The organism is Rhodococcus sp. IEGM 1341, assembly GCF_030056895.1.
In the GTDB taxonomy this organism is placed as follows: domain Bacteria; phylum Actinomycetota; class Actinomycetes; order Mycobacteriales; family Mycobacteriaceae; genus Rhodococcoides.
In genome coordinates this window covers 434,959-448,023 of record NZ_JASHKV010000001.1, presented here as the reverse complement: position 1 = coordinate 448,023, position 13,065 = coordinate 434,959, and the positions used below count along the sequence as shown (strand labels likewise).

12 protein-coding genes are annotated in these 13,065 nt (G+C 65.7%); 5 read left to right on the top strand and 7 right to left on the bottom strand.

All coding sequences use genetic code 11. From position 1 onward, the window contains the following. Window positions 1-34: 34 nt before the first annotated feature. On the bottom strand, window positions 35-1,315 hold the full coding sequence (locus QM615_RS01850; protein ID WP_094688727.1) for an HRDC domain-containing protein: 1,281 nt from the start codon (window positions 1,313-1,315) through the stop codon (window positions 35-37). 40 nt (window positions 1,316-1,355) lie between these two features. Continuing rightward, on the bottom strand, window positions 1,356-1,955 hold the full coding sequence (locus tag QM615_RS01845) for a DUF3000 domain-containing protein (protein WP_149405878.1): 600 nt from the start codon (window positions 1,953-1,955) through the stop codon (window positions 1,356-1,358). Between the two features lie 125 nt (window positions 1,956-2,080). On the opposite strand from QM615_RS01845, the gene hemE reads away from it, so the two are divergent. The 5 genes from hemE to QM615_RS01820 are packed head-to-tail and all read left to right on the top strand — an operon-like array spanning window position 2,081 to window position 8,259. Then, window positions 2,081-3,154 (top strand): uroporphyrinogen decarboxylase, encoded by a 1,074-nt coding sequence (hemE, locus tag QM615_RS01840; RefSeq protein ID WP_149406040.1) that lies wholly within the window; start codon window positions 2,081-2,083, stop codon window positions 3,152-3,154. Beyond that, window positions 3,151-4,506, top strand: coding sequence for a protoporphyrinogen oxidase (locus tag QM615_RS01835; protein ID WP_149405877.1), 1,356 nt, complete (start codon window positions 3,151-3,153; stop codon window positions 4,504-4,506). The genes hemE and QM615_RS01835 overlap by 4 nt, the downstream gene beginning before the upstream one ends. Before the next feature lie 4 nt (window positions 4,507-4,510). Then, a complete protein-coding gene (hemQ, locus tag QM615_RS01830; protein WP_068050615.1) occupies window positions 4,511-5,206 on the top strand; it encodes a hydrogen peroxide-dependent heme synthase in 696 nt (231 codons plus the stop codon). Further along, the gene (locus QM615_RS01825) at window positions 5,203-5,907 is read left to right on the top strand and encodes an HAD family hydrolase (RefSeq protein ID WP_188078624.1); all 705 of its coding nucleotides are present in this window, start codon (window positions 5,203-5,205) and stop codon (window positions 5,905-5,907) included. The genes hemQ and QM615_RS01825 overlap by 4 nt, the downstream gene beginning before the upstream one ends. A 30-nt stretch (window positions 5,908-5,937) precedes the next feature. Then, window positions 5,938-8,259, top strand: a complete 2,322-nt coding sequence (locus QM615_RS01820; protein WP_188078623.1) for a molybdopterin-dependent oxidoreductase — start codon at window positions 5,938-5,940, stop codon at window positions 8,257-8,259. Here the strand turns inward: QM615_RS01820 and QM615_RS01815 are convergent. From QM615_RS01815 to QM615_RS01795, 5 genes are all read right to left on the bottom strand, one after another. Then, on the bottom strand, window positions 8,237-8,695 hold the full coding sequence (locus tag QM615_RS01815) for a MaoC family dehydratase (RefSeq protein WP_045195371.1): 459 nt from the start codon (window positions 8,693-8,695) through the stop codon (window positions 8,237-8,239). The two genes, QM615_RS01820 and QM615_RS01815, sit on opposite strands and share 23 nt — an antisense overlap. 87 nt (window positions 8,696-8,782) lie before the next feature. Then, window positions 8,783-9,595 (bottom strand): polysaccharide pyruvyl transferase family protein, encoded by an 813-nt coding sequence (locus QM615_RS01810; RefSeq protein ID WP_149405876.1) that lies wholly within the window; start codon window positions 9,593-9,595, stop codon window positions 8,783-8,785. 120 nt (window positions 9,596-9,715) lie between these two features. Next, window positions 9,716-10,144, bottom strand: a complete 429-nt coding sequence (gene msrB / locus QM615_RS01805; RefSeq protein WP_149405875.1) for a peptide-methionine (R)-S-oxide reductase MsrB — start codon at window positions 10,142-10,144, stop codon at window positions 9,716-9,718. Between the two features lie 27 nt (window positions 10,145-10,171). Beyond that, window positions 10,172-11,410 (bottom strand): glycosyltransferase family 87 protein, encoded by a 1,239-nt coding sequence (locus tag QM615_RS01800; RefSeq protein WP_068050607.1) that lies wholly within the window; start codon window positions 11,408-11,410, stop codon window positions 10,172-10,174. Window positions 11,411-11,473: 63 nt separating this feature from the next. After that, window positions 11,474-13,036 (bottom strand): alpha/beta hydrolase, encoded by a 1,563-nt coding sequence (locus QM615_RS01795; protein ID WP_149405874.1) that lies wholly within the window; start codon window positions 13,034-13,036, stop codon window positions 11,474-11,476. Between the last annotated feature and the right edge of the window lie 29 nt (window positions 13,037-13,065).

Below are 13,065 nucleotides of genomic sequence, written 5' to 3'. Positions count from 1 at the left end.
GGGTGCCCGGACGCGACCCCTACTGTAGCGGGTATTACCCGTCGGTAACTTGGGAAGGGTGCAGTGCCTTCGTCAGTACCGGCACCACCAGCGTTCGCTGCCAGGGCCGGGCCCCGCCGTCGGCCAGTCGGGCCTCGATCAGCTCGGCCGGGTCGACGTCGGGATCGACCGGACTCTGCCAATCCCACACCAGGCGGCGCAGCAGATCCGGCATCAACAGATTCTCGACCGGCACCGACACCGATTCGCTGAGCTCGGTCATCGCGGCTCGTACGTCGGCGAGTCGCGCTGCTGCATCGGGATCGCGGCGAGCCCACCGATTGACCGGGGGTGGACCGTCGAAAGACGCTGCCATCGAGGGCAGTTCGGATGTCGGGAGCGCCCGCGCACGGGTCAGGGCCGAGGCCCACAATCGGGACGATCTGCGCTGACGTGGACCGCCGAAGACCGGTAGCTGCTCGAGCTCGCGCGCGGATTTCGGGTCCGCCGTTGCGGCCGCCACGATGGCCGAGTCGGGCAACACCCGGCTCGGTGCCACGTCACGCTTGGCCGCCAGTTCGTCTCGTGTGCTCCACAATTCGCGAACGGCAGCAAGAGTGCGGGGAGACTTGATCGCATGGATCCCCGATGTCCGACGCCACCTGTCGGTCTTGGGTTTGGGTGGCCCGAGGGTGAGGATGTGGGCGAATTCCTGTGCGGCCCATTCGGTTTTGCCCTGCTGTTCGAGCTCTTCGGCCATTGCGTCGCGCAGTTCGAGCAGAACCTCTACGTCGAGTGCTGCGTAGTTGAGCCAGGTGTCGGGTAGCGGCCGGGTGGACCAATCGGCCGCTCCGTGGCCTTTCTGCAAGGCCAGTCCGAGGGTGCGTTCGACGATGGCTCCGAGCCCCACCCGATCGAATCCGGCGAGGCGGCCTGCGAGTTCGGTGTCGTAGAGCGTGGCGGGTACCAGGCCGAGTTCGGCGAGTCCCGGCAGGTCCTGATCTGCGGAGTGCAGTACCCACTCGAGCGGGTTGATCACCTCGGCGAGCGGAGCGAGGTCGCCGGTGACCGGGATCGGATCGAGCAGAACCGTGCCTGCGCCGCGGCGACGGAACTGCAGGAGGTAGGCGCGCTGGGAGTAGCGGAAGCCCGACGCACGTTCGGCGTCGACGGCGAGCGGGCCGTGACCCGATGCGAGAAGGGCGGCAGCCGCGCGCACGGCGTCCGGCGTGTCGACCACGTCGGGTACGCCGTCAGCCGGGGCCAGTAGCGGAACGGCGACAGGCTCGTTCGCCTCGTCGTCCGGCGTGGTCTCGGGAGAACTCTCGGCTGACATGAGATGTGACTCTAAGCCCTGCGGGTGGAAGGACCGCCCACTATGTCCGGCTGGAACTGCGCTGGCCGAGGGTGGTGATGCCCGCGGGCGGCAAACCGGCGGCGTAGGCGAGCACCTCGCAGAACGCCTCGACGTGCGTCGAGAGGTCCTCGGACGTGGCCGTCCACGAGGCGCGTAGTTCGAGCTGGTGGGCCTTGGGTGGCCCGGCGATGTCGCCGTAGCGCACCGAGCTGGTCGAGGTGACCGTGCCGCCCAGCGCGTTGAGCGGTTCCGACCGCGACTCCAGTGCGTCGACCAGCCAACTCCAGCCGACCTCGGGGAGCAGAGGATCGTCGGCGAGGGATTCGTCCACGTCCGCTTGGATGTACGCGACCAGTCGGAGGGTGCCGTTCCAGGCTTCGGCACCGTCGGGGTCGTACAGCAGGATCAGGCGGCCGAAGGCGTCGCCGTCGCTCTGTTCGTCGATCTGGTCGGATTCCGGATGCTTGACCTCGGCCCCGATCGCGTAACTGTAGGGGGCGAGTCGCTGCGGCGGCCGGATCGGACCGATTTCGATCGCCGGGTGTACCTGAGCCCGATGCATCGCGTCGATGGCGGCGCGGAACGGCGCAGGTTCGGCGGTGGATTGGGGTTCGGTCACGTCACCGGACGTTAGACGCGTCACGTTGCCTGGACGCGGAGGCGCGCCGGGCCGTGATGCAACCGAAGTCGGTGTGTCGCCCTTGGTGGCAGGAGCTTTCCTCGCGCGTGGCAGCATGGAACCCGATGAACGCCGAACCGCACGCCACAGCCCCCGCCCGTCGAGAACTCCCGGACGCGCCGTTCCTGGCCGCGATCGCAGGTCGAGCTCCCTCGCGTCGGCCGGTGTGGTTCATGCGCCAGGCCGGTAGATCGCTCCCGGAGTACCGCAAGATTCGCGCCGGCATCGGCATGTTGGACTCGTGCTTCCGACCCGACCTCGTGGCCGAGATCACCCTGCAACCTGTGCGTCGGCACGACGTGGATGCGGCAATCCTGTTCTCGGACATCGTCGTTCCGCTCAAGGCCGCCGGTATCGATCTCGACATCGTCGCAGGCACCGGGCCGGTCGTCGCGCAGCCGGTGCGGTCGGCTGCCGATGTGGCCGCACTGCCGATCCTGACTTCGGATCAGGTGGAGCCGGTGGCGGATGCGGTGCGGATCCTCACCCGTGAGCTCGCCGGTACACCGCTCATCGGTTTCGCGGGCGCACCGTTCACTCTCGCGTCGTATCTGGTCGAGGGCGGCCCGAGTCGTAATCACGAGAAGACCAAGGCGCTCATGCGGTCCGATCCGGCGACCTGGCACGCCCTGCTCGACGCACTGGCCACCACGACGATCACCTTCCTGCAGGCTCAGCTCGCCGCAGGCGTCGACGCAGTGCAGGTGTTCGACTCCTGGGCGGGTGCGCTGTCGCTCGCCGACTACCGCGAGTACGTGCTGCCGCATTCGACGCGCGTGTTCGACGCCGTGTCATCGGCCGGTGTACCCAAGATCCACTTCGGCGTCGGAACCGGCGAGTTGCTCGGGGCGATGGGTGAAGCCGGTGCCGACGTCGTCGGTGTCGACTGGCGAATCCCACTCGACGACGCCGTGCACCGGGTCGGGGGCGGCAAGGTGCTGCAGGGAAATCTCGATCCCGCGGTGCTGTTCGCCGGCTGGGATGCCGTCGAGGCCGAAGTTCGTCGCATCGCCGCCGAAGCGGACCGCGCGGTGGCGGCCGGTGCGCGCGGACATGTGTTCAACCTCGGACACGGAGTGCTCCCCGATACCGATCCCGAGATTCTGACCCGGGTGGTCTCCCTGGTGCATTCGTTGTGACGGTGCGGCGGTACGCCGTGGTCGGCGGCGGAATCTCCGGCCTCGTCGCGGCGTATCGCCTTCGACAGTCCTGCGGGCCGGGTGCCGAGATCACTGTCGTCGAGGCCTCGTCGCGGATCGGCGGCACGCTGCGCACCACCGCAGTCGGCACGGACTCGCTCGACGTCGGTGCGGAGGCATTCATCGGTCGACGTCCGGAAGTGCCGGCTCTGCTCGCCGAGCTCGGTCTGTCGGATCAGCTGGTCTACCCGGCGCCGGTCCGTCCGCTCGTCTATTCCGGCGGTCGAACTCACGCGCTCCCGGTCGGCACTCTGATGGGCATCCCGTCGTCCGCCGATTCGGTACGGGATCTGGTGGACCCCGAGGACCTGCACCTCATCGAGACCGAGACCTCTCGGCCCTTCGCCTGGACCGCGGGTTCGGACGTCAGTGTGGCCGATCTCGTGGGCACCAGGTTCGGCTCCCAGGTGGTCAGCCGTTCGGTCGATCCGCTGCTCGGCGGCGTGTACTCCGGTTCGTCGAGCTCCATCGGCATCCGTGCGGCACTGCCCACGTTGGCTGCCGCGTTGGACGGTGGAGCAGCCAACCTGACCGAGGCAGTGCTGGCAGCGCTGCCCACCCCGTCGCCGGGGCCGGTGTTCGGCGGGCTGCGCGACGGTTACGCGGTGTTGCTCGATGCCCTCGTCGCTGCAACCGATGCCCGGACGGTGGTCGGTGCAGGCGTCGGTGAGATCCGCCGCGAGTCCGGCGGATGGTTCGTCGAAGGAGTCGGACGCGTCGACGGCGTGGTGTTGGCGGTCCCTGCGCCGATTCTCGGTCGGCTCATCGCCGAGGTGGCGCCCGCGGCGTCGCAGGCCGCGCGGAACATCGATCTCGCGTCCTCGGTCGTCGTCGCGCTCGCTTTTCCCAAGACGACCGAGCTGCCGCAGAATTCGGGAATCCTGGTGGCCACCGACGCGGGCTTGGACGTGAAGGCATTCACCCTGTCGAGCCGCAAGTGGCCGCATCTGGAGGAGCGTGACGCGGTACTGCTGCGGGCCTCGCTCGGCCGCTTCGGTGACACGACGGCGTCGGACCGATCCGACGCGGAGTCGATCCAGATCGCACTCGCGGATCTCGCGACGGTGGCGAATATCGATGCGCAGCCGCTCGCTGCGACCGTGCAGCGCTGGCCGGGAGGCCTGCCGCAGTACGCGCCGGGGCACCTCGATCGCGTCGCCGCCATCGAGGCAGGAGTCGCCGACCTACCCGGTCTCGAGGTCACCGGTGCCTGGCAGCGCGGTGTCGGGGTGCCCGCGTGTATTGCGTCCGCCACCACCGCTGCCGCCCGTCTGATCGAAGTGGCACGATAGGGCCATGGCACGCCTCGATTACTCAGCGCTCAACTCGACTCTTCGCTACTTGATGTTCTCGGTCTACAAGGTCACGCCCGGCGTTCTCGGCGAGGATCGGGCCGCGGCCGCCAAAGAGGCGAAGGTGTTCTTCGAAAGTCGTGAAGACAAGGGTGTCGCGGTGCGCGGGGTGTACGACATCGCCGGTATGCGCGCCGACGCCGACTTCATGGTGTGGACGCACGCCGAGCGCATCGAGGACCTCCAGGCGACGTACTCCGATTTCCGTCGCACCACCGCGCTGGGCAAGGCGAGTACTCCGGTGTGGAGCAACACCGCGCTGCATCGCCCCGCCGAATTCAACAAGAGCCATGTCCCGGCCTTCATCGCCGGCGAGGATCCGGGCGCGTACATCTGCGTCTACCCGTTCGTCCGCTCGATCGATTGGTACCTGCTGCCCGACGACGAGCGTCGCACGATGCTCGCCGATCACGGCAAGGCCGCACGCGACTACAAGGACGTGCGTGCGAACACCGTGCCGTCGTTCGCACTCGGCGACTACGAGTGGATCCTGGCCTTCGAAGCTCCCGAACTCGATCGCATCGTGGACCTGATGCGCGACCTGCGGGCCACCGAGGCGAGGCGACACGTGCGCGAGGAGACCCCGTTCTTCACCGGCCCTCGGGTCGAGGTGGACGCGCTCGTCGAATCCCTGCCGTGACGACGACGGGCGCACCCGCGATCGAGGCCGTTCTGTTCGACTTCTCGGGCACGTTGTTCAGGCTCGAGGAACATCCCTCCTGGTTCGACGGGATCCACGACGCCGACGGCACCCCCGTCGACGGTGCGGGAGCGGCGGAACTGATGCGCCGTATGACGGCACCGGTGGGGGAGACGGTCGAGTTCGACGATGCGACGCGTCATGCGTGGCGAAACCGAGACCTCGATCCGGCCCTGCACCGGCAGGCCTATCTGCATGTGCTCGCGCAGTCCGGTGTCACCGATCCGGTGCACGCAGAATCCGTCTACGGTCGCGTGATCGACGCAGATTCTTGGACGCCGTACCCGGATACCGAAGGAGTGCTGAAAAAGCTTGCTGCCGAATCGATTCGGATCGGCGTCCTGAGCAACATCGCATTCGACATCCGTCCCGCGTTCGTCGATCGCGGTCTCGACAGGTTCGTCGACGAATTCGTGCTCTCGTTCGAGGTCGGTCACGTCAAGCCGCAGCCCGAGATCTTCCGGCACGCAGTGACGGCGTTGGGTGTGGACCCCGCGGTGACGCTGATGGTGGGCGACAGCGACGAGGCCGACGGTGCGGCACGAGAGATCGGATGCCACTTCGCTCTCGTCGATCCGGTGCCGACGTCGCAGCGTCCCGATGCACTACTGAAGGCGCTGCGCGAGTTCGGAATTCGATGACCGGAGTGGTTCGATGACCGGGGTTGTTCGATGACTGGCGTGGCCGGCGTTCAGCACATGGGCCACTGGGGCATGTTCCGCGCCGAGTCGGACGGACGCGATGTCACTGCAGTCCATCCCCAGTCGACCGACAGCAATCCCTCCCCGGTGTTGGGCAACCTCGTCGGTTCGGTGACTCATCGGTCCCGTGTCACGTCACCGGCGGTGCGCCGGGGCTGGCTCGAGCACGGGCCGGGGCCGACCGACACCCGTGGCAGCGACGAGTTCGTCGACGTCTCGTGGGACGAGCTCACCGATCTGCTGGCAGCCGAATTACGCAGGGTCGTCGACGCATTCGGCAACAAGGCCATCTACGGCGGGTCGTACGGGTGGGCGAGTGCCGGACGCTTCCATCACGCGCAGAGTCAGGTGCATCGCTTTCTCAACTGCATCGGCGGTTACACGCGATCGGTCCACAGCTACTCACTGGGCGCGACCGGGGTCATCATGCCGCACGTCCTCGGTGCGCATTGGAAGATGTTCTCGCGCTCCACCTCTTGGAACGTGATCGCCGCCCACACCGAGTTGTTGGTGGCGTTCGGCGGAGTTCCGGTGAAGAACACCGGCATCAATCACGGCGGTACGTCGGATCATCCGACCGTCGATTCGCTCGACGCGATGCGCGCCCGCGGTGGGCAGATCGTCACCGTGAGTCCGCTCCGCAACGACATGAACGGCGACGCGCGCTGGATCGCCCCGCGGCCCGGTACCGACGTGGCGATAATGCTGGCTCTGGCTCACGTGCTTGCCGACGAAAAGCTACACGACACAGAGTTTCTGGAGAAGTACTGCCAGGGCTACCCCGAGTTCGAGCGATATCTGCTCGGCATCACGGACGGAATTCCCAAGACACCGCAGTGGGCGTCGGCGATCTGCGGCATCGAGGCCGCCGTGATCGCGGAACTCGCCCGGGAGATGGCGTCGAAACGCACGATGGTGACGGTCACCTGGTCACTGCAGCGGACGCGACACGGTGAGCAGGCCCCGTGGATGGGCGTGACACTCGCGGCGATGCTGGGCCGAATCGGCGTTCCGGGTGGGGGATTCGGGCACGGGTACGGGTCGATGAACGAGCCGGGTCTGGCACCGGTTCCGTATCCGTTGCCGACCTTGCCGCAGGGTGTCAATCCCGTTCCCGACCTGATTCCGGTCGCCGCGGTCTCGGACATGCTGCTGAATCCCGGTGCCGAATTCGACTACGACGGTAGGCGATTGACCTATCCCGATATCAAGATCGTCTATTGGGCCGGCGGAAATCCGTTCCACCACCACCAGGATCTGGGGCGCCTGCGTCGCGCTCTCGGTAGGCCCGACACCGTCGTTGTGCACGACCCGTATTGGACACCGATGGCCAAGCACGCCGACATCGTCGTCCCGTCGACGACGTCGTTGGAACGATCGGATCTGAGCTGCACACGCAACGATCCCTTGCTCGTCGCGATGGAGCCGGCCGCCCCGCGGTACGCGGACTCCCGCGACGACTACGACACGTTCGCGGAGTTGGCTACGAAACTCGGTGTGGGGCAACAGTTCACCGAGGGGCGTAGCTCGCAACAGTGGCTCGAGCATCTGTACGAGCAGTGGCGCGGATATCTACGCGCCGGGGGTGTCGCTACGCCGGAGTACGACAATTTCCGTCGCGAGGGTTCGTTTCGGATGAAGACCGAGGACGATCTGACGTTCTTCGAGGATTTTCGACGCGACCCGGTGGGCAACGCGCTGCGCACCCCCAGTGGAAAGATCGAAATCTTCTCGGCGACCGTGGCGGGGTTCGACTACGAGGACTGCCGTGGGCATCCGATGTGGTTCGAGCCGCAGGAATGGCTCGGTGGACCCCGGGCGCAGCAGTTCCCGTTGCATCTGATCGCCAACCAGCCGCACACCAGGCTGCACAGTCAGCTCGATCACGGTGCGGTGAGCCGTAACTCGAAGATCAAGGGTAGAGAGCCGATACGAATGCACTCGTCGGCGGCCGGGGCCAGGGGAGTGTCGGACGGCGACGTCGTACGGGTGTTCAACGACCGCGGCTCGTGCTTGGCCGGTGTGGTTGTCGACGACGCCATGCTGGAATCGGTCGTGCAGTTGTCCACCGGGGCCTGGTACGACCCGCTCGATCCGGCAGATCCCGATTCGATGTGCGTACACGGCAGCGTGAACGTTCTCACCGCGGACGAGGGCTCGTCGGCGCTCGCGCGCGGCTGCACCGGCCAGCACGTGCTGGTGGAGATCGAACGCTACGACGAGCCGTTGCCGCCGATCACCGCGTTCGATCCACCTGCTCGGTCCGAGTTCAGAACACGACCCGAGAGATGATCTCGGCGACCAGCGCCGGCTTGTCCTCGCCCTCGATCTGCAACGTTCCTGCCGTCACCATCTGTAGCGCCCCGCCCGATACCTCTTCGACGGAGACAAGGGTGGTCTGCAGGCGCACGTGCGCGCCCACCTTCACCGGGTTGATGAAGCGAACCTTGTTGGAGCCGTAGTTGATTCCGAGCTTGGTGTTCTCGATGGTGTAGATCTGCCAGTTGAGCATCGATACCAGGGACAGGCTCAGAAATCCGTGGGCGATGGGTGCGCCGAAAGGGCTCTCCTTCTTCGCCCGCTCGACGTCGACGTGGATCCACTGGTGATCGCCCGTGGCGTCGGCAAAGGTGTTGACCCGTTCCTGGGTGATCTGCAGCCAGTCACTGGTGCCGAGGTCTTCCCCGACGGCTGCTTTGATCTGCTCTGGTGAGGTGAAAGTGCGCATACTCACAGTATGCACCGTCGTAGTAGGACGCTCGACGGTGAACGAGCGCGGCGCGCGATGTTCGGCGTCGTTGTCGGTCTGCTGAATTCAGGCCGTACAGCGCGGCGCAAACGGAAAAGCGGCGATCAGATTGTCCTGGATTTCCGTCAGATTCGGGACCGGTCGATATTCGCTGCGAAGCTGCGCGATCTTGTCGTGATCGCGCGCGAGGTCCGACGAATGCTGAACTGCTTCTCGGTCGAAAACGGAGTAGTAGTCGTCGAATTTGTATCCGTTGCCGCCGATATCCTGCGTCAGCTCTATCCACGCGTTGGGGATGCCGAAGGAGTCAGCGACGATCAAGCCGTGCAGACTCGTGGACATCACGAAGTCACATGCGGTGATGTCGGCGATGACCTTGGCCGGCTTTCGGGACGGGTCGATCAACGTCACGTTCTTTTCTCGCGCGAGCGCGAGCACTACGGGATCCTTCTTGTGCACCCAGTGGTAGACGAGACCGATTCGACCAGGTACCCGCGGGGAGCGTGAATAGACCCTGTTCGCCAACAGCCCGGGGTCCCCGACCGCGACCTCGCGCTCGGACTCGATGCGATTCGATGACAGATGCCCGCGCACAGCGTAGAAGTCGAAGTCGGGGTAGCTGAAGTCTTTTTCGTGGGCAGTCTCGCTGAGCATGAATCCCGAACCCCAGACCTTGAGATCCTTTCGCGCCTGCATGAGCTGGACCATTTCGAGAGTGGAACCTGCCCCGATCATGTCGCTTCGCTTCGCACGACGCCAGGAACATTTCTGCCCGAACAGTGATTTCACCAGTTCGGGCGTCAATTCATCGCCGAAATTGGGTCTGACGCCGGTGAGTTTTACCTGACGCCACCAGAATGTTTTGATCGAAGTGGCCATGACGGCAAATTTACCTTATGTATAGGTAATCAAAGGTAAATTTACCGGTCTGGGCTCCATGTCGACGAATCTGTAGCTCGTGGCGCGTTCAGCGCGGCGACATCCGAGTGTCCTGTCCGATCAGGGTGCGGGCTTGAGCGTCAACGAGATCGAGTTGATGCAGTACCGCTGATCGGTCGGGGTGGGGTAACCCTCACCCTCGAAGACGTGCCCGAGGTGGCTGTGGCAGCTGCGGCAGACGACCTCGACGCGGCGCATTCCCAGCGTGGTGTCTTCCTTCAGGATGACGGCGTCGCTGTCGGCCGGGTCGAAGAAGGACGGCCAGCCGCAGTGGGACTCGAACTTCTCGGTGCTGCGGAACAATTCGGCTCCGCAGGCGCGGCACTCGTAGATACCTTCGGTGGTGGTGTCGGTGTATTCGCCTACGCCGGGGCGTTCGGTGCCTGCCTGCCGCAGCACCGCGTACTCCTCGGGGGTCAGCTTCTCGCGCCACTGTGCGTCGGTGAGCTGGACGGCCGGGGCAGAATTGTTGTCGGTTGCTGAACTCATGCTCACACGCTAATACGATTTGTCGGGCTATGCCGTTTTCGCAGGTGGAGCGCTCGGCAGCAGGTAGCTCGGTTCGATTCCGTCGTCGAGTCGTCCTTCGCTTCGGGCGGCGAAATAGCGTCCGACGAGCACGCCGAAGATGACGACGATGAGCAGGGCCCAGCCGAAAGTGGTGCGCAGGTAGTCCAAGGCGCGCCCGGTTTCGATCCAGCGACCCGACAGCCATCGGTCGTAGTTCATGAACCCGTAGATCGCGAGCCAGGCGGGCCAGTTGCGCAGCAGCGAGTTCTTCAGCACGACGGTCATCAGCAGCGGGAACAGCATCATGGAGTAGTACATCTGACCCAGCGAGCCCAACAGCCAATGTGCGGTGAGGATCAAGCCCGAGGTGGTCGCGAAGAAGAAGAGGCGGTCCTCGCGGCAGTATCGGTAGAGCAGCCACAGTGAGATCAGGACCATGATTCCGAGGACTGCTCGGATTCCGAGGGTGAGGAGTTCGGGAACACCGTAGTACCGGCCGTTACCGACGACGGCGCTGTTGAAGTAGTCGCGGGTCTGCAGCAGATACGGCAGTGTCCGGTCGATGAAGTTCATCGGATCCACCGACAGCGGCCAGGCGATGGCCATCATCACGACGGGGATGGCGATCGAGGTGATGAAGACCTTCCATTGACGCGTCATCAGCGGAAGCAACAGCAGCGGGGCGAGCATCGGCTTGATCGCCAGAGTCAGACCCATGGCGACACCGGCCGACAGGTCCTTGCGCTGGAGGAGGAACCCGAGGAAGGCGACCTCGCCGAGGAGTACGAAGCCGTTGAAGTTGGTGAACACCAACGTGTTGGTCACTGTTTCGCTGACGAAGGCGGCCAGCAGGAGTGCGGGGGCCGCCACCGAATCGAGGCGGAATCCGAAGATGCGCAACAGGATGTACAGGGCCAGCAGTATCGCGACGGTGCTCGCGATGATGAACAGCCAACGGGATCGCTCGGGGTCGATGACGGCGATGGGGGAAAGCAGCATCGTCGCGCTCGGTTGATAGAGGTAGTGCGGATCGACCGAGTCGAAGTTCGCCGTGTACACCGGCTGGCGGTTGAGGAAGGCCAGGGCGGCGCTGTACACCGGGTTGAAATCGTTGGTGATGTCTCCGTTGACCGCTTTGATCACCACGCGCTGGATGACGGTCATGATGGCGATGGGCCACAGGGCGTACTTGATTACCTCGGCGGTCGTCCGCCCTGACCGCGGCTCCAGAAAGCTAAGTGACACCCGGGAACGGTACCCGAGGCGCTGACCGTACCGGCGAAGGACACCCCGCGATGTGTACCCGACTCAGGCGGGGCAGACGGTGCCGTCGGTCGGAAGCGCGGTGTCGCGTGCGTAGTTCACCGCGGCGCCCTGCAGACACTGAGATCCGCCCAGACTCGGATGCCCGCTGCCCTGCCACGCGGCCGAGGCGACGGCCGCTCCGGTTGCCCCGACCAACCCGGTGACCGAGGACAGCCCGCCGTTGCCGACGATCGGGTCGCCTGCGTTGGCCAGCACCAACACCGGGACGTCCAGAGAGGTGGGCAGCGGAGTCGACGGAGCAGTCGGCCAGGACGAGCACAGTAGAGCCGTCAGGGCAGCGTCGGTGCCGTAGATCGGATAGCGGTCGTTCCACTGCGACGACAGGTCGCGAACGCCCTGCGGCGACGGCCACTGTTGGCCGTCCGTGCACCGGGACACGAACTGACCGTCGGTGCCGTAGGCGTTCCGACCCCGCTCGGCGAGCGCTGCCAGCGCGGTGGTGTCGGACCCGGCGGCCGAGGACAGGGCGGTGGAGAGCCCGGTGGCGCGGGACGACGCGTCGCCTGCGGTGGATGCCAGGGCGAAGGTGATGCCGTCGAGAATCTCGTGCGTGGACAGCGGCGAGAATTCGCCACCGGCGGCGCGTAGGAGCAGCTGGGTGACGGTCGCCGTCGGATCGCTGCCGAGGGAGCAGTTCAGCGCGACGCATCGCTGCGCGAACGCTGCGAAGGCTGCTTCCTTGCCCTGTGTCCGTTGCTCGGCCAACGTGATCTGGTCGGCGCCGACTCCGGTCGGTGAATCGAGGATCAGACGCGAGATGTTGGCCGGAAACTTCGCTGCGTAGGCCAACGCGGTGAGCGCGCCGTTGCCCGATCCGATCAGGCCTATCTGTTCCACACCCCAGAGTTGCCGCAGGCGGTCCAGATCGTCCGCCGCGTAGGTGGTTCCGAACGCGAGTTCCTGCGGTTGCAACGTGTCGGTGCACTCGATCGTGGCGTCACGACCGGCGTCGACGGCGCGGTCGACCGTGTCGGCATCGGACCTGGTGAACTGCCCCAGCGCGTCGACCTCCGTTTTTGTCTCTGCGTCGATGCAGTCCACGGCAGTGGATCGGCCGATGCCGCGTCGATCCACCGCGACGATGGGATGAGCCTCGAGCAGCGTCGCGAGCGGACCGGCGGCCATCGTGGCCAACGTGGCCGTCGAGGACCGATCGGAGCCGGAGGTGAACACCAGCGGGCCCGCATCGGCCGGCGTCCGATCGAGGCGGGCACGCAATGCACCGACGGCGAAGGTGCCGAACATCTGTCCACTCGCATCGACGTCGGCTTCGTATTCTGCGCATTCGAGTGTCAGGCCGGGAGTGGTGGCGGTGAGCCCGAACGTCCCGAGTGTGGCTGCGGTGCAGTCGGCCCAGGCGAGATCGGTGGCCGGAACGGCAAGTGCGACCGGTTCCGGTGGCGCTTCTGCCGAGGACTCGGCGGGCTGACCGGGGGAGCGTTGTTCCACCGCGACGTCGGGTCGGATCGACGGGCCGGCACCACAGGCCGCGCACATCGTGGCGAGGACGAGGACCGCGGCGAGCAACGTTGATTTCTGCGTCACCGTGCGAGGCTATCGACTTTTCGATCGAT

What these genes read in the sequence shown, in the direction of transcription:
- QM615_RS01815 (WP_045195371.1), bottom strand. Translation starts at nt 8,695, where the DNA reads ATGCGCACTTTCACCTCACCAGAGCAGATCAAAGCAGCCGTCGGGGAA.
- hemE (WP_149406040.1), top strand. Translation starts at nt 2,081, where the DNA reads ATGAACGCCGAACCGCACGCCACAGCCCCCGCCCGTCGAGAACTCCCG.
- QM615_RS01850 (WP_094688727.1), bottom strand. Translation starts at nt 1,315, where the DNA reads ATGTCAGCCGAGAGTTCTCCCGAGACCACGCCGGACGACGAGGCGAAC.
- QM615_RS01810 (WP_149405876.1), bottom strand. Translation starts at nt 9,595, where the DNA reads ATGGCCACTTCGATCAAAACATTCTGGTGGCGTCAGGTAAAACTCACC.
- QM615_RS01820 (WP_188078623.1), top strand. Translation starts at nt 5,938, where the DNA reads ATGACTGGCGTGGCCGGCGTTCAGCACATGGGCCACTGGGGCATGTTC.
- hemQ (WP_068050615.1), top strand. Translation starts at nt 4,511, where the DNA reads ATGGCACGCCTCGATTACTCAGCGCTCAACTCGACTCTTCGCTACTTG.
- msrB (WP_149405875.1), bottom strand. Translation starts at nt 10,144, where the DNA reads ATGAGTTCAGCAACCGACAACAATTCTGCCCCGGCCGTCCAGCTCACC.